The organism is Bacillus siamensis (assembly GCF_051628075.1).
In the GTDB taxonomy this organism is placed as follows: Bacteria; Bacillota; Bacilli; order Bacillales; family Bacillaceae; genus Bacillus; species Bacillus siamensis.
This window is the reverse complement of sequence record NZ_CP155579.1, coordinates 2,318,763-2,337,750: the sequence shown is the minus strand read 5'-3', so window position 1 is coordinate 2,337,750 and position 18,988 is coordinate 2,318,763. Positions and strand designations below refer to the sequence as shown.

Annotated in this window: 2 protein-coding genes; both read left to right on the top strand. The window is 50.1% G+C overall.

What is annotated here, in order from left to right:
• The first annotated feature begins 36 nt into the window (after positions 1–36).
• Positions 37–12,648, top strand: a complete 12,612-nt coding sequence (locus ABDB98_RS11225; protein ID WP_438420181.1) for an SDR family NAD(P)-dependent oxidoreductase — start codon at positions 37–39, stop codon at positions 12,646–12,648.
• An 18-nt stretch (positions 12,649–12,666) separates the two neighbouring features.
• Positions 12,667–18,963, top strand: a complete 6,297-nt coding sequence (locus ABDB98_RS11220) for a beta-ketoacyl synthase N-terminal-like domain-containing protein (RefSeq protein ID WP_438420180.1) — start codon at positions 12,667–12,669, stop codon at positions 18,961–18,963.
• Positions 18,964–18,988 lie beyond the last annotated feature (25 nt).

Sequence of the window (18,988 nt, the reverse complement as noted above, 5' to 3'; positions counted from 1 at the left end):
ACAGAAAAATTCTTTTGTACAAGGGATGGTATCCTCATGAAATGTATTAACGAATTTTTAAGAACGGTAATAGCGCAAAAGCTGGGTGCCGAGGTGACCGAAGCAGAAGATAAAACCGCTTTTTTTACTCTTGGCGTGACGTCTCTCATCAGTGAAGAAATCATGACCATATTGCATAAAGAATTTACCGGCCTTTCTGAAACGCTGCTGTTTGAATATCCGAACATTGAGAAATTGAGTGAGTTTTTAAGTGCGCAGAAACGAAACCCCGAAAGCGTTCTTGAATTCAAAGAAACGGAGCCTGATACGGGAAGCCGGCAGGAAGAAGAATTGCTTCCTGTACAGGCGGCTGAAAAGGTGCCTGAACCGGGAACGGACAGGAGCTCTGATATTGCGGTTATCGGAATGAGCGGGATGTTTCCGAAAGCGGAAAACCAGCATGATTTTTGGAACAATTTAATGGAAAATAAAGATTGTGTCTCCGAAATCCCTGAGGACAGATGGGACAGCTCTTATTACTCGGAAGAGAAAACAGCAGAATACGCGTCATACAGTAAATGGGGAGGTTTTATTAATCATCCGGATCAATTTGACCCGCTGTTTTTTTCTGTTTCCCCGTGGGAAGCTGATTTAATGGACCCTCAGCAAAAATTGTATGTCACGTGCTGCTGGGAAGCAATGGAGGATGCCGGTTACGGGAACCCGGCGGCGAGGCCGACGGATCAAATCGGTGTATTCGCCGGAGTGACTTGGAATGAATATTCATTAATTGCACACGAAGAAGGTTTCCTCAAAGGTCAGTATAAAGGCCCCGGCTCCTTATATTGGGGCATTCCGAACCGGGTTTCTTATTTCCTTGATCTCCATGGGCCGAGCATCGCTGTTGATACGGCGTGTTCTTCATCGCTTGTCGCAGTCCATCAGGCTTGTCAGGCCATTATGTCGGGCGACTGTGAAATGGCGCTTGCCGGAGGCGTCAACCTCAGCTTACATCCGCAAAAATACATGTTTTTAAGCCAATCGCATTTCCTGTCTTCTGAAGGAAAATGCCGCAGTTTCGGTGAAGGCGGGGACGGTTACGTGCCCGGCGAAGGCGCGGGAGCCGTTTTATTAAAACCATTGAAAAAAGCGATTGCGGACAACGACCACATCTACGGTGTCATTAAGGGGTCCGCCACTAATCACGGCGGTAAAACGACCGGGTATACGGTGCCGAATCCGGAAGCGCACCGGGACCTGATTTTATCCGCTATAAACAGAGCCGCGGTAAGTCCGGCGGATATCAGCTACATTGAAGCTCACGGAACCGGCACAGCACTCGGCGATCCGATTGAGATACGCGGTCTGTCTATGGCATTTGATAAACAGACCGATGAGAAAAATTACTGCGGAATCGGCTCAGTGAAATCCAATATCGGACATTTGGAAGCGGCTGCAGGGATCGCCGGTTTAATCAAGGTGCTTTTAAGCATGAAACATGAAACGCTTCCCGCCAGTCTGAACTCCGAGGAACTGAACCGCAAGATTTCTTTTTCTGATTCGCCATTTTATGTCGTCCGAAACAACCGGCCGTGGCCGGCTGAAGGAGATAAACCGAGAATCGCCGCAATCAGTTCATTCGGCGCAGGAGGCTCTAATGCTCATCTGATCGTAGGTGCTTATCAGCCAAAACGGCAAGCGGACGGGAATACTGAGCAAAAACCGCATGCGGTCGTACTAAGCGCACATTCCGAACAGCAGCTGAAAGAATATGCCGGGAAATTAAGCTCTTTTCTTGCCCGATTGGAAAACCTGCCTTCTGCCGGCGGATACAGCCTGGAAAATATCGCTGCCACCCTATTGTCAGGCAGAGAGCCTTTCTCCTTCCGGCTTGCTGTCATTGCATCATCCCTTTCTGAGCTGAAACAGCGATTGAACAGATTTGTAAGCGGTCACAAAGACGGAAGGTATATTTACTTCGGAAAAGCGTCACCTGGGCGGCCGAACGTTTCAGGCCAATCCGTTTCAGATCCTGAGAAATTTGCCGCGCTATGGGTGAAAGGCTTTCAAGATTGCAAAAAGCCGGAAACGCCGTATCAGAAAGTTCCGCTTCCTACGTATCCGTTTTTAAAGGAAACGTCCTGGCTGACCGATCAAAAAAAGCGGTATACAAAAAAGCCCCAAAAGACCAAAAGGCGTGAAGCGCTGCATCCTCTGCTTGATGAGAATGTTTCATCCGCCCGGAAAGGGACGTTTCAAAAGATATTTTCCAAGGATGAATATTTCTTTAAAGATCATTTAGTGAACGAAAAATATGTGCTTCCCGGAGTCTGTCATCTGGAAATGGCGGCATACGGCGCGGGATTGTGGGGAGAACGCCCGGTCGTCTCTCTTCAAAGTGTGTGGTACATGGAGCCGATTGTGACAGGGACAGACCCAACATCCGTCATGGTAGAGTTTGAAGCAGAAAAAGAGCGTATAAGCTATGTCATTAAAGAAAAAGGAGCGGCCGGCACCCTCTTTTCGCAAGGAGAAGTGATTTGTAAAGAAAAAGGAGCGCCTTTTGAGGCCCCGGTCTTTCAGCTCCCGGCGCCATTTACGCAGAGAACGGAGCCGAAAGACATCTATCACTCGTTCTCTGAGGCGGGAATCGTGCAAAAGGACAGTTTTCAGGTCATCCGCGAATTCTCTTATACAGAAAGGAAAGCACTGGCCAAATTAACGCTCCCGTCACACTTGGAAGCCGATTTTAAACAGTACATCCTACACCCGTCCTTAATGGATGGCGCTGTTCAAACTGCAATGGCGCATGTGCTGCAATTTCAAAAAGAGCCTGCGCTTATCGTACCGTTTTCCTTCGGAGAAATACAGCTGCTTGAACCGTTAGCGAAAACCGTATTTGTGCATGCGGAAGTAAAAGCGGCCTCCGTTCACCAATTTGATCTGCATATTTGTGATGAGCGAGGCGTGCTGTTGGCGGCAGTGAAAGATTTTATCATAAAAGAGGTGCAGGAAAGCGCCGGGTTTAACCAAAAAGCCGGCGTCACGCCGAAGAAAAGCTGTGAAACGGAATTGCTTATGACACCGGTTTGGAACACCGTCACCATTCCGGAAACCGGCATGTCTTTCATGCGTGAAGAAAAAATAATCGTCATCGGGGCCGGGCCGGATTTTCAGCAGGCTTTGAAAGAGATGTATTCCGATGTCCGTTTTCCGGACATCACTTCTTTGGACAGCGCGGAACAAATGGCTGAAACACTGAAAGCGCAAGGCTCTTTTCAACACATGATATGGGCGGCACCGGATCATCCCATTCCATCCGTTTATGATGCGGATACGGCCGGCGGACAGGAGCACGGGGTCATGCAGCTTTTCCGGCTGGTAAAAGCGCTTCTGCTTCTGAATTTTGACACGGAACAACTATCATTGACAATCTGCACGTTTCAAGCACAGCCGATTCATGAACATGATGAGGTCAATCCGCTTCATGCAAGCATACACGGATTAGCGGGATCGCTCGCAAAAGAATACACCAATTGGAGCATCCGGCCTCTTGATTTGGAATCTCAAAGGGGAGACCGGCATCTTCCTGATGTCTTTTCTTTACCGGCGGACCCCGAGGGAAATCCGTGGGTCTTTCGTGCAGGTCAGTGGCACCGCCAGCAATTGGCCGTCTGCCAGCCTCATGCAGATGAGCCTTCGTTATACCGGCACGGCGGGGTTTATGTGATTATCGGCGGAGCAGGCGGAATAGGAGAAGTATGGACTGAATATATGATTCAGACCTATCAGGCGAAAATTGTCTGGATCGGGAGACGGAAAAAAGATACACAGATTGAAAGAAAGCTGAAAAGACTTGCGGCAATAGGTCCCGCACCGCAATATTTCAGCGCGGATGCAGCGGATTATGATTCTCTCAAGCGGGCGTATGACACCATTGTGAAGGAAAATGGACAGGTCCTCGGAATCATTCATTCCGCCATCGTGTTATCAGACAGAAGCTTTGCCAATATGGAAGAGGATCAGTTCCGCGCTTCACTTTCTGCAAAAACTGATGTCAGCTTGCAGATTGCCCGGATAGCTGAAGGGGAACCGCTGGATTTCTTGTTGTTTTTCTCTTCGATGATGTCGTTTCAAAAAGCGCCGGGACAGAGCAATTATGCCGCCGGGTGCACGTTTAAAGACGCTTTTGCTAAGCGGATCTCACAAAAAGCGCCGTATGCTGTAAAAGTTGTCAATTGGGGCTTTTGGGGAAGTGTCGGCGTTGTCGCTTCAGAACAATACCGGAAACGGATGGAGCGGGACGGAATCGCTTCTATTGAGGCGCCCGAAGCGATGAAAACGCTGGAAACCCTGCTTTCCGGACCTCATGACCAGCTGGCGCTGATCAAAATGACAGATCCGGTTTTTATGAAAGACGATCTGAAAGAACAAGTAACGGTTTATCCGGAAAAGATTCCTCCCGCACTCGGACAATTAGCGGTTAACATCACGCAGAATAACGAAGCTGAGCGGTTAAAAGCATCAAGTGTCATGAGCTGCATGAGAGAGATGGAGTCCCTCATTAAAAAAATGCTTGTATCAACCCTTTATGAGATGGGCGCAAGGCTTGATGAGACTTTGCCGTTATTTCAATCAGCTGCCGGCATAACGGAACAATACAGCAGATGGCTGAAAGAGAGCTTTGTCTTCCTGACTGAATTAGCGATTGCTCCGGAAAAAACGGATCTAGGGCAGATGTGGGAGGAATGGGAGCGGAAAAAAGAGACTTGGCTGCGCCAGAAAGACATGAGGGCGCATGTCAGATTGGCAGAAGAGACATTGCGTGTGCTTCCAGACATTTTAACCGGTAAGCTTCCGGCAACGGAAGTGATGTTCCCTGACTCCTCCTTCCGTCTTGTGGAAGGCATTTACCGCGATAATATCATTTCTGATTTTTTCAATGACAAGCTTGCTGACACATTGATTGCAGTTTTGCGGGAACGTCTGGAAAAAGACCCGCAGGTGAAAATCCGCATTTTAGAAATCGGGGCCGGAACGGGCGGGACGAGCGCCGCGGTCATGAGAAAATTGAAACCGTATGAAGCGCATATTGCCGAATATTGTTTCACGGATATTTCTAAAGCATTTCTTTTACATGCAGAAGACATATTCGGTCCGGAATATCCTTATGTCACTTATAAAATATTCAACGCTGAGCAGCCGGTATCAACAGAAGCGCCGGACATCGGCACGTATGACGCAGTGATCGCGACTAATGTGCTTCATGCGACAAAAAATATACGCTCTACGCTGCGCCATGCGAAAGCAATGCTGCAGAAAAACGGCCAGCTGTTTATAAATGAGATCAACAGCCGTACCATATTCAACCATGTGACGTTCGGCCTTCTTGAAGGCTGGTGGCTGTATGAAGATCATGATTTACGGATTCCGGGCTGTCCGGGGGTTGAGCCGGCCGGCTGGACGGAAGCGCTTTCGCTTGAAGGATTCGTCCATCCTCTGTTTCCGGCCGAAGCCGCACACGACTTAGGCCAGCAGATTATAGCGGCTGAAAGTGACGGAATGGTCAGGCTTGCCCTCCCGCAGGCGTCAGAAGAAAAACCGGAGCGCCGTCCGTATGACGCAGATGGTCTTTCGGATGATACCTTGCATTTCAGCTTGAGAGAAAAAAGCGTTGAACTGATGAAGAAGTTAATCGGTGAAGCGCTTAAAGTGCCGGCGCATCGTCTTTTATCCCATGAACCGTTAACCGCATACGGATTGGATTCCATACTGGTCGTCAGACTGACCAATGCGTTAAAAGACGTCTTCGGTTCTGTCAGCAGCACTTTGTTTTTTGAATATCAAACCATTGATGAGCTTGCTGATTACTTTCTGTCTTCCCGTAAAGAAGCGCTCGAGCGGCAATTAGGGAATGGACGGGCTCATTTCGAAAACGCCGGACGGGTGGAGGCTCCCGCGGAAAGCGCCGCGCCGATTCCAAACGTAAGAGAACGGGGCATCACATATCTGACGGAATTAATAGGAAAAACGCTGAAGATTCCGAGCGGGAGAATGGATCCGTCGGTTTCCTTAACCGCATACGGTTTGGATTCTATTCTGGTCGTCACGCTCACAAATGCCTTTCGTAACGTGTTTGACCAAATGACCAGCACCCTCTTTTTTGAATATCAGACGATAGAAGAAATCGCGGATTACCTGCTTCTTTCTCAGCGGGGAGCATTTATGAAAGCGATGGGTGTGCGTGAGGAGCAGCTGTCTGATCACACAGATAACCTGAATGTAAAACAAAACAAGATTCCTCAAAACGAGGAAGGCAGCAGGACAAACGGAGATCCCTATATCCAGGATATCGCTGTCATCGGTCTGTCAGGCCGGTATCCGGGCGCCGATCACGTTGATGAGCTGTGGGAAAATGTAAAAGCCGGCAGGCATTCTATTACTGAAGTGCCGAAAGATCGCTGGGACTGGAAAACGTTTTATAACGAGGAACGCGGAAAATGGGGGGCCATTTATTCAAAATGGGGCGGTTTTCTCGATGACATTGATAAATTTGATCCGCTGTTTTTCCGTATATCTCCCGCGGAAGCTGAAAGGATGGATCCGCAGGAAAGGTTGTTTCTGCAGACTGCTTATTCAAGCATTGAAGATGCGGGGTACACCCCGGCCACGCTTTGTGACAGCCGGAAAATCGGAGTCTTTGTCGGTGTGATGAACAGCAATTACCCGACAGTTCCCAGCGACTGGTCTATCGCAAACAGAGTATCGTTTTTGTTCAATTTTCAAGGGCCGAGTATGGCTGTGGATACAGCATGCTCTTCTTCTTTAACAGCTGTCCATCTCGCCGCAGAAAGCCTGCGGAGCGGAATGAGTGAAACAGCGATTGCCGGCGGAGTCAATCTTATCGTTGATCCGGCCCACTATGAGCGGCTGTCTGCTTTTTCAATGCTGTCTCCCGGTGATAAATGCAAATCTTTCGGAGACAGTGCGGACGGTTTTGTTGACGGTGAAGGAGTAGGGGCGATTGTGTTAAAGCCGCTTGCTCAAGCGGAGAAAGACGGCGATCATATTTACGGTGTTATCAAAGGAAGCATGCTGAACGCAGCAGGCAGGACAAACGCTTATATGGTGCCGAATCCGAAAGCGCAGTTTGATCTGATCGCAGAGACGTTAAAACGGACAGACATTCACCCGAGAACGGTCAGTTACTTGGAAGCCCACGGAACGGGCACTGCGCTCGGTGATCCGATTGAAATCGACGGGTTAACGAAAGCTTTTCGCCTGACAACAGAAGACAGGCAGTTTTGTTCCATCGGTTCAATTAAATCAAATATCGGACATTTAGAAAGCGCTGCCGGGATTGCGGGGATCACCAAACTGCTTTTGCAATTGAAACATAAGAGGATTGCCCCTTCATTGCATGCGGCGGAATTGAATCCGAATATTGAGTTTGAGCACACTCCGTTTTTCGTACAGCAAAAAGAAACGGAATGGAAACGCCCTGTCTTGAATATCACGGGTGAAATGAAGGAATATCCGCGAATTGCCGGTATTTCCTCGTTTGGAGCAGGAGGTTCAAACGCACATGTCATCATTCAGGAATATGTGCCGTCTGACAGCCTGAAACCAATGGAAAACGCGTCTGTTTCTCCGCAAAAACCGGCTGTTATTATTTTATCAGCGCGAAATGAGCAGCAATTGACAGAGCGCGCCCGCCAGCTTCTGGATGATGTCATAAGAAAAAAACGTACTGACGGGGATTTGACCAAGATCGCTTACACGCTTCAGGCGGGAAGAGAACCGATGGCTGAGCGGCTTGCATTTACGGCCGAGTCGATAGAAGAACTGAAAATGAAGCTTATGAGTTTCTCAAACGATCATAATATCGAACATGCTCATATCTGGCGGGGCAGGACAGCCAAACATCATTCATTGGCGGCTTCGCTTACTTCTGATGAAGATATGGCGCTTACCATAAATGCCTGGTTGAAAAAAGGGAAATACGCAAAGCTGCTTGACCTTTGGGTTAAAGGACTTGACGTCGATTGGTCAGCTCTTTATCAGCGTAACCCGGGCCGCATCAGTCTCCCGGCCTACCCTTTTGCCAAAGACCGATATTGGGTCACAAAAGCTGATGTGTCACTTGATAAAACAGGCTCTGCGGAAAGTGAGAAAGCAGCCAGACTTCACCCGCTGCTCCATGCGAATACATCGACCTTTACCGCCCAGCGCTTTACTTCTGTTTTTTCAGGGCGTGAACCGTTTTTTGCCGATCATATCGTCAATGGAAAACCGGTGCTTCCGGGCGCGGCTGCTTTAGAAATGGCCCGGGCCGCCGTTATGTTTGCCGCCGAAGACTTGCCGGGCGGGAAAGCGGGTGTCCGGCTCAAACAGATCGTTTGGCTCCGTCCGGTGACGGCGCTTTCTGAAGGAGTGACGCTTCATGTAAAGCTTCAGCCGGAAGAAAACGGAGACATCGCTTTTGAAGCGTATGCCGAAGGGGAAGAGCCGCTTGTCTTTTTCCAGGGAAAGGCCGTGCTCGAAGAGACGGAGCGTGCTCCTGTACTCGATGTGGAAGCGGTTCAGGCGCGCTGCTGTGGCCGGCGCATGTCAAAGGCTGAGTGCTATGAAGCATTCGACAGCCTCGGCATCACCTACGGACCGTCTCATCAGGCGCTTGACGCCGTCTATGCCGGGAGCGGAGAAGTGCTCGCGAAGCTCACTCTTCCGCCGTCCGCCCGTGAAGAAAAGGAGCCGTTCATCCTGCATCCGAGCATGCTGGACGCCGCCCTTCAGGCTTCTATCGGTCTCGTGCTCTCAGACGGTTCCGCGTCCGGACGGCCGTTTCTGCCGTTTGCCCTGCAGGATATGCAGGTGTTTTCTGCGTGCCGGGAGACGATGTGGGCGGTGCTTTCCTCAGCGGACGGCGCCTATCATATTGAGCTGTGTGATGAAAACGGCGCGGTATGTGTCCGATTGACGGGACTCACCGCCCGTTTTCTGGAAGAGGAAACGGAGGAAAAACCGCTCTTGCTTCAGCCAAAGTGGCAGGAAAAACCGCCGGGTGAAGGCGGACAAGAAGCTTTCAGATACGTGACGCTGTATGGCGGAATGAATGCGGAGGACATAAGCGGCGCCGTATGTGCGGCTGACGGCGAAGGTCCGATTGAAGACCGTTATGACGCCTGCGCGGCGGAGCTGTCAGCGATCGTCACGCGTCTTATCAAAGAAAAACAGAAGAAAAAAACGCTGATCCAGCTTCTTGTCCCCGACAGGGGGGAAGACAATGTATTGGCGGGGCTGGCCGCTTTTCTGAAAACGGCTCACCTTGAACATCCGAAGCTGTACGGCCAAGTCATCCAAGCCGATCCGGACGAGCCAGCATCATCGCTTCTTGCCAAACTGAAAGAAAACCGGGTGCATCCTGAACAAGCGGAAATCCGTTATGAAGACGGCAAACGTCTCGTCAGAAACTGGCGTCATCTGCCGGCCTCTCAAAGCGGCGCCGTTCCGTGGAAAGACGAAGGGGTTTACCTCCTCACCGGGGGAGCGGGCGGCATCGGACTGATTTTCGCTGAAGAAATAGCCTCCCGCGTCAAAAACGCCGTCCTCGTATTAACGGGAAGGGCGGAAGCGCTTGATGAAGACCGCTCCGCCCGCTTACGGCGCTTGGAAGCGTCGGGTGCCCGCGTATTGTATCAACCGGTTGACGTGACAGACAGAGCGGCGGTCATCGCCCTCGTCCGCGGCATACAGGAGGAGCACGGAACGCTCGACGGGATCATTCACGGCGCCGGCGTGATCGCTGACAACTACATTCTGAACCAGACAGAAAATGAACGGAAGACCGTCATGGCGCCGAAAGTGAAAGGGCTTATCAATCTTGATGAAGCAGCGAAAGATGTGCGGCTGGACTTTTTCATTCTGTTTTCTTCCTTGGCGGGAGGCATGGGAAATCCGGGGCAGGCCGGTTATGCGGCAGCCAACGCATTTATGGATGTTTATGCAGCCCGCCGAAACCGTCTCGTGCGGGACAACAAGCGGAGCGGGCAGACCCTGTCCGTCAACTGGCCGCTTTGGGAAGAGGGCGGTATGCGCGTGGACAAAGAGACCGAACGGCTGATGTATGAACAGACCGGAATGAAAGCCATGCGATCGGCTTCAGGCATCCAAGCGCTTTATGCCGCTTTTGCCTCCGGAGAACACCAGGTCATGGTGGCGGAGGGCGATGAAAAACGGATTCGAAAAAACCTGATGCCTGAAGCGCCGGAACCGTCCCGCAGCATTCATGTGTCAAGGAAGACGCACGTCCATCTGCCAAATAAAGTACAAGCAGAACTCAAACATATGATATCAGGCATTCTGAAGGTGAAAGAAGAAGAAATAGATGCTGAATCAGAGATGAGAGATTATGGCTTTGATTCGGTTTCATTCACGCAGTTTGCAAATGAACTAAATAAAATGTATGGGCTTGAACTGACACCGGCCGTGTTTTTTGAATACCCGACAGTCTTTCGTTTTGCCCAATACTTGCTGGCGGAACATCCGAATACATTCGGCTCACAGGCAGAAACAGAAACGGAGAAACCGGTTGTGCGTAAAAAAATGAAGACGGAGCCATTCTCGATTCCGTCCCGCCTTCCTAAAACAAAAACCGCAGCTGCACCTGAAGAGCCCGTGGCGATAATCGGAATCAGCTGTGCATTTCCAATGGCTGAAAATCCGGAAATGTTTTGGGAGAATTTAGCCGGAGAAAAGGACTGCATTTCTGAAATACCGCCGGAGCGCTGGGACTGGAGACAGTATTACGGAGATCCGCAGAAAGATAAAAATGCGAGCAATGTAAAGTGGGGCGGCTTCATTGATGAAACCGCTCAATTTGATCCTTTATTTTTCGGTATTTCTCCGCATGAAGCCGAAATGATGGATCCTCAGCAAAGACTTTTAATGATGCATGTATGGAAAGCGATTGAAGATGCCGGCTGCTCTGCCAAAAGCCTGTCAGGTACAAATACAGGCATTTTTGCAGGCACGACAAACAGCGGTTACGCTCAGGAAGCTTCAAAGTTCCATATAGAGATTGAGGGTTCTTCCGCCGCCGGAACGGTTCCGTCAATCGGTCCGAACCGCATGAGCTATTTTCTGAATATACATGGGCCGAGCGAACCGATTGAAACCGCCTGTTCAAGCTCATTGGTCGCTGTTCACCGTGCGGTCAGGGCAATTCAGGCCGGAGACTGCAGCATCGCGATTGCAGGAGGCGTCAATGCTATTGTGTCGCCGGATATGCATATCAGCTTTAATAAAGCGGGAATGCTCAGTGAAGACGGGCGCTGCAAAACATTTTCCGATCAAGCGGACGGGTATGTCAGAGCTGAAGGGGCCGGCATGATTGTTTTGAAAACATTATCCGATGCGGAACGTGACGGCGACCGTATTTATGCCGTTATTCGCGGAACGTCGGAAAATCATGGCGGAAGGGCGGCTTCCCTTACATCGCCGAATCCGAAAGCACAGACAGAAGTCATGATAAAAGCTTATCAGCAAGCGAACATCGACCCCCGTACAGTGAGTTATATTGAAGCCCACGGCACGGGAACGGCGCTCGGAGATCCGATAGAAATCAACGGACTCAAAGCGGCTTTTGCAGCGCTTTATCAGAAAGCCGGAGTAACGGCACCCGATCAGCCCCATTGCGGCCTCGGTTCCGTCAAAACGAATATCGGCCACACAGAGCTTGCCGCCGGCATGGCCGGTCTTTTAAAAATTATTTTGCAGATGCAGCACAAAACGCTCGTTAAAAGTCTGCATTGTGAAACCGTTAATCCGTATATCAGCCTCGACGGCAGCCCGTTTTATTTCGTCCGCGACACTCAGCCGTGGAAAGCGGCGACAGATGATAGCGGAAATGAACTGCCGCGGAGAGCGGGTGTCAGCTCGTTCGGATTTGGCGGTGTCAACGCTCATGTCGTGCTCGAAGAATATGTTTCTCCTGTTGAAGAGAAACAATGGACGGCCGGTGAACTTCAGCCGTCCTTATTCATTCTCTCGGCAAAGACGGCGGAACAGCTGAAGGAACGTGCGGAACAGCTGAAGGAACGTGCGGAACAGCTGCGCAGATATTTGGAAAAGTCACATTCAGCTGACGGAGCTCTTGCGGGTATCGCTTATACGCTTCAGCTTGGCCGGGATGAAATGGAAGAGCGCCTTGCCGTCATTGCTGAAACAAAAGAAGAGCTTACGAACGCGCTGAATGATTTCCTCAGCGGCAAGGAGACGGGGCAGAATTTCTTTACAGGCCGGAACAAAGCGATGAAACAGCTGTTTACAGAGATGACGGACAACGCAGAAATGAGCGGGACCGTAGATCAATGGATTGAAGCAGGAAAGTATGCAATGCTTGCAAAATTATGGGTGCAAGGTTTACATGTCGACTGGAATAAATTATATCCGGACGAAAGGCCAAAAAAAGTCAGCCTGCCCGTCTATCCTTTTGCGAAAACACATTGCTGGATACCGCACAGTGCGCAGCATATAAGGCACCGGGAGACTTACGAGACTGATACGTCCCCGCTTGAGACTTATGAGCGCCTGCTTGATGAATTGGAGAAAAACGAAATAAGCATAGAAACCGCTGTAAAAAGAACGATCGGTTTTTACAGGGATTAGCGTAATGGAGGAAACCATATGAAAGAGTTTCTGCACCGGGTTTTTTCTGACGTCAAAAATAAAAAAATGACAAAACAGGATGCGATCGGCATTTTGCGCGATTATGATATGCGGATGGGACTTCGCCAAGCGGCTTCCCTTCATCCGCTTGCTCAGCAGCATATTTCCGATGAAACGGGGCAGGGATTCTCGGCAGCTTTCAGCGGCCGGGAATTTTTTCTCGCTGATGTTTCTTTACAGCATAAAAAGCTTATGCCTGGAGAACTTCTTTTGGAAATGGCGAGAGCTGCGGCTGTTTTGACAGTAAAGGAGACTGCGGCTGTCCGGCTGACGAATATTGTGTGGTCAAAGCCCATTCTGACTGAGGCTGAGCCGTTCCATATCGAAATCAGGCTGATACCCGCAGAGGGTGAAGCCAAAAGGTTTGAGATTTATAATCCGTTTTCTGCCGATTCCGGTCATCATGATGTGTACAGCCAAGGGACGATTCAGCCAGTTGAAGCTGCGCCTGGCATGCTGGATATCAGCCGCTTGAAGGAAAACAGCGGTTCCCTGATGGATCAGCAGCAAATTGAAGCCATCACTCAGAACGATACTGTTCAATACAGTGAGCACATGAAAGGAATTGAGCGTATTTACGCCTCAGCAGGACGGATGCTGGCAGACATATCAATTCCATTGACAAACCAAAAAGAATCCTCCCGATTCGGCCTCCCTCCCTGTGTGATGCAAAGTGTGACAGAGGCATGCGCGCTGCTTGGCGGCAAAGAATATAAAACGCTCGCCCCGGTTTCATTGGACGAGCTTTTGTTTTATGAATCTTGTCCTGACAAGGTATGGGCCGAGATACAAGAGAAGGCGGGGAGCTTTTATATTGATTTATGTGACGAAGAAGGAAAAATATGGGCTTCCCTGTCGGGGTTGAAGCTGCAGCCTGTCATCAAGGCGGGCGCTCCCGAAAAAACCAATGCCGAACACCACAGTGAACGTTTGTATGAACAAACGCTTCTTCAGCTCAAAACGCTATTTGCCCTGACTACAAAAATGGCTGTTTCCAACATAGACACTGAAGAGCCGCTGGAAACCTACGGAATCGACTCAGTCACTGTGACGAAATTGAACCGCGAATTGTCTCTGCTTTTCGGTGACCTTTCCAAAACGGTTTTTTACGAATATAAGACACTGGGCTCCCTGGCAGCTCACTTTGTCACGGATTATCCAAAAGAATGCCGAAAATGGACAAATGATGATGAGCACCGTTCAGGCATATCAGAACAGGTTTTGGCAAATGAAGATTTTCCGGTGCTTCCGTCGTTTATCAAGCGAAAGAAACGGCCTTCTTTTTCCAATGAGAACCAGACAAAAGAAGGGATTGCGATTATCGGAGTCAGCGGATGTTATCCGCAAGCTGAAACACTTGAAGAGTACTGGGATAACTTAGCAGCCGGAAAAGACTGTGTGACGGAAATTCCCAAAGAGCGGTGGGAAAAGGACAAATACTATAACCCTGATCCCGAAGCGGCCGTGAAAGCAGGGAAAAGTTACAGTAAGCGGGGCGGGTTTCTGAAAGATGCCGCTTTCTTTGATCCGCTGTTTTTTCAAATTTCACCCCGTGATGCTTTGAATATGGACCCGCAGGAGCGTCTCTTTATTGAAATGTGCTGGCAAGTACTGGAGGATGCCGGTTATACGAAGGAACAGCTTGAAAATCTGTATAACGGCCGGGTCGGCGTTTTTGCTGGCATTACGAAAAACGGGTACGGAATGTACTGGAAAAACGGCGGCACCCTGCAGCCGAAAACGTCGTTCAGTTCAGCGGCCAACAGAGTTTCCTATTTTCTTAATCTGAAAGGGCCGAGCATGCCGGTTGATACGATGTGCTCGTCTTCGCTGACTGCAATTCATGAAGCGTGTGAAAACATCCTTCGCGGCGAATGTGACATGGCGATTGCCGGCGGTGTGAATGTGTATACGCATCCTTCGGCTTATGCGGAGCTCAGCGCCTATCGAATGCTTTCAAAAGACGGAACGTGCAAAAGTTTCGGTGAAGGCGGAGACGGATTTGTTCCCGGTGAAGGCGTCGGGGCTGTGCTGTTAAAGCCGCTGTCAAAAGCGATGGCTGATAAGGACCATATTTACGGGGTGATTCGCGGCACTCATATCAATCACGGCGGCAGAACAAACGGGTATACAGTGCCGAGTCCGAGCGCCCAGGCTGACGTGATTTCCGGCGCGCTTGAAAAATCAGAAATACATCCGCGGATGATAAGCTGTATCGAAGCCCACGGCACGGGCACTGAACTCGGAGATCCGATCGAAATTGACGGTTTGACTCGCGCATTTCAAACGAAAACGTCAGATAAAGGCTTTTGCGCCATCAGTTCAGTTAAATCCAATATCGGGCATTTGGAAGCTGCGGCAGGCATTGCCGGTGTAACGAAACTGCTGCTCCAGTTTCAAAAACGCAAGCTGGCCCCCTCTTTACATTGCCGGAAATTGAATCCGAATATTGCATTCGACCGGACGCCGTTTGTGGTGCAGCGTGAATTGGCAGACTGGAAACGGCCGGTCATTGAGGAAAACGGAGCGCAGAAAGAAATTTCGAGAATCGCGGGAATCTCTTCTTTTGGCGCGGGCGGGGCAAATGCCCACATATTGATAGAAGAATATATTGAACCTGATAGGGAGATTTCTAAGCCATTCACAGATGAAGACCCCGCAGTCATTTTATTATCCGCCAAACAGGAGGCCAGCCTGAAGCGGCGGGCGCAGCAGCTTCTTCAAGCGATCAGAAAAAATGACGTCACAGACCGCAGCCTCCGGGATGCGGCTTACACCCTTCAAACCGGAAGAGAAGCGATGGAAGAACGTGCGGCGTTTATTGTGACGTCGACGGAGCAGTTAGCGGAAAAACTGCAGCGTTTTATTGACGGCGGGACAGACGGCTGCTTCAGGGGAAAAAGCAAACAGTATAAAGACATTCTAGCCGTTTTTAAGGATGAAGATATGCAGGAAGCCGTCCGTAAATGGATGAAAAGAAAAAAATTCGCAAAGCTTCTGGAACTTTGGGTAAAAGGGCTGAAGATTGATTGGTCAGAGCTTTATAACGGCAGCCTGCCGCACCGCATCAGCCTTCCAGGTTATCCATTTATAAAGGATCGTTATTGGCCGGACGATGCAGCGCCGGACAATGTTCGTGATGCTGAAACACATGCTGAAACATTTCGTGAAATCCGCTTTTTACAGAAAAGCTGGGCAGAAAGCAGCCGTGTTCCGGCTAAGGAAGTGCGGGGCGTCATCGGAATAGCTGCTGATCACCAGACAGGAAATTTGGCCGTTGAGCTGTCCCGTTATTTCCACGAGTCTGAAATCATTGACGCTGCATCATCGGAAATATCCGGGGACGCGGCCCGGTTTGGCGGTCTGATTGATGTGACCGGATGCGGGATGGAAATCAAGCATGATGACGGCTGGATTCATCGTCTGCAGTCTCTCATTGACAACAGAAACCGCGGCCGAAAGCTTCAGCTGCTTTGTGTAACAAAGGGGCTTGAACCTTTTGCAAATGAAACGATAAATCTCTCAGGTGCAAAAAAGGCCGGATTGTACCGGATGCTCCAAAGTGAGTATAAGGATATCCGCTCGCGGCATATGGATGCAGAACGGACTGCTGAAGCTCCTGAGCTGGCAAACCAGATCGCAGAGGAGTTTTTTCGCGATTCTGAAGACATCGAAGTGTGTTACCGAAACGGTGTGCGCTATCATGCGCGGTTAAAGGAAACAAACAGCTTAGCTGAAAAAGAATTTTCATTTCCGAAAGACCATGTGCTCTGGATCACCGGAGGGACCCAAGGACTCGGATATTTATTCGCCCGGCATTTTGCCGAACGTTACGGAGTCACGAAACTCGTGCTTACCGGAAAAGAAACAATGCCTCCGAAAGCGGAGTGGGATGACCATACCAAACGGAATTCCCCGTTTTCCGATAAAGTGAGGAGAATCAGAGAGCTCGAACAAAAAGGTGTCCGAACGGAAGTGCTGTCTGTATCTTCCGGCCCTGAATATGAGCAGGCCGTCAGCCGGGTGAAAGAGAAGATGGGGCCGATAGGAGGCGTGATACACGCAGCGGGAGCCGTAGATCTCGATCATCCCGCCTTTATCCGCAAAACAAAAGAGCAGATGATGCCCGTGCTTGAACCTAAAACAGACGGACTGGACCTTTTGTATCAAGCGCTGCACAAGGAACCTCTCCGGTTTTTTGCGCTGTTTTCTTCAGTGTCCGGCGTGATGCCGGAATTAGGAGCGGGACAAAGCGATTATGCCATGGCTAACGCCTATATGGATTATTTTGCGGCCGCAAAAGGTTTTCCGGTGCTGAGCATTCAATGGCCGAGCTGGAAAGAAACGGGTATGGGCGAATCAAAAAGCCGGGTCTATCAGAAAAGCGGTTTAAAGAGCATCACTGACAGAGAAGGACTGAGCCTGTTTGATGCCATTATGGCAGGCGATTGCGGATCTGTTATTATGCCGGCCGTCATTCACCCGGAAAAATGGGAGCCTGACCGTCTGCTGCTTTCATCCGGCCTTACCGAAACAAAGCAGCAGGAACAGGCCGATACAGAAAGCGTTGAGGAATGGCTGACGGGCATTTGCTGCCGGGAATTAAGACTGGAGCCGTCAAGATTTGAATCTGATACACCTTTTCAAGATTACGGAGCCGATTCCATCATGCTTGCCCAAGTGTCCAGAGCGATCGGAAAGAGGATCAAAGCTGACCTTGACCCGGCGGTGCTGTATGAATACCCTACGGTTGCTGCGCTGGCGGGATGGCTTGAAACAGCATATCCGGAAATCAAAGCTGCCGTTTCAAAACCGGTGCAGCCTGTAATCCCGTACGTTCCCAAACAAACAGCAGCCGCTGTCATTCAGCCTTCTGGTGCTGCAGCGGCGCAAGACATCGCTGTTGTCGGAATGTCCTGCCGTTTTCCGGGAGCTGAATCAATTGAAGCTTATTGGAAGCTGCTGTCTGAAGGAACGTCGGCCATTCAAAGGGTGCCGAAAGAACGCTGGAAAACGGAGAAGGCGGATTATGCGGGCCTTTTAAAAAATGTAACGCATTTTGACCCGGGGTTTTTCCTTATTCCCGAAGAAGACATCAAGGCAATGAATATCAAGTCCTTTCTTATATTAGAAGAGGCGCTCCATCTGTTCAGAGACAGCGGTTACTCTTTACAAGAAATGAAAGGCAGGTCAGCCGGTGTCTATTTAGGAGGACGCGGCGGCAGTATGCCTGACGAAAACCGTCTGAAGCATGCAAAAAATCCGATAGTCGCCGCCGGCCCGAATTACTTAGCGGCCAATCTTTCTCAATTCTTTGATTTGAAGGGGCCGAGTCTCGTTTTGGATACGGCCTGTTCTTCAGCGCTTGTCGGTATGAATATGGCGATACAGGCGCTTTCTTGCGGCGAAATCGACTCAGCGGTGGTCGGGGGAGTCAGTCTGCTGGAATCCGGTCAAACCCACCGGATGTTTGAACTTCGCAATCTGTTAAGCGAAGAGCCTGCGTTTCATATTTTTGACCGCCGCACCGGCGGCATCGTATTGGGAGAAGGCGTCGGAATGGTGTATTTAAAAACAGCGGCCCAAGCTGTAAAAGACGGGGACCGGATTCATGCGGTCATTAAAGGCATTTCCGTAAACAATGACGGCAGAACCGCGGGGCCTGCCACACCGAATATACAGGCGCAAAAAGAAGTGATGGCCAAGGCGCTTGCCAAAAGCGGCAGAAAAGCGGAGGATATCAGCTACATTGAAGCAAACGGTTCAGGCTCTGAAGTAACAGACCTTTTGGAACTAAGGGCGATTGAAGCGGTGTACCGTATGCAAAACAGCGCGCCTTGCGAATTGGGGTCGATGAAGCCGAATATTGGACACCCGTTATGCGCTGAAGGGATTGCCGGATTCATTAAAACAGTGCTTATGCTCTCGCGCCGAATGCGTGTGCCTTTCCTTTCGGGCAAAGAGCCGATGACGCATTACGATTTGTCCGCCTCGCCGTTTTATTTTTCGCACGCTCTGCGTGAATGGACGGATTCACCGCGGATTGCCGCTGTCAGCAGCTTCGCTGACGGCGGGACGAATGCCCATGTCATAGTGGAAGCTTGGGAACAAAAGGCGTATACCCCGGTTAGAAAGCCTTTGCCGAGACAGGAATTAAAACGCCGGCCCATTCGTCCGGACAAAGCCGAAAGCCTGCATGAAAACGCACATAAGTCCCGCCCGAATACGTTTTGGAAACAAATGAAGACTTACTGATTGCGCTGAAAATTGAACGTCGATA

What these genes read in the sequence shown, in the direction of transcription:
- ABDB98_RS11225 (WP_438420181.1), top strand. Translation starts at nt 37, where the DNA reads ATGAAATGTATTAACGAATTTTTAAGAACGGTAATAGCGCAAAAGCTG.
- ABDB98_RS11220 (WP_438420180.1), top strand. Translation starts at nt 12,667, where the DNA reads ATGAAAGAGTTTCTGCACCGGGTTTTTTCTGACGTCAAAAATAAAAAA.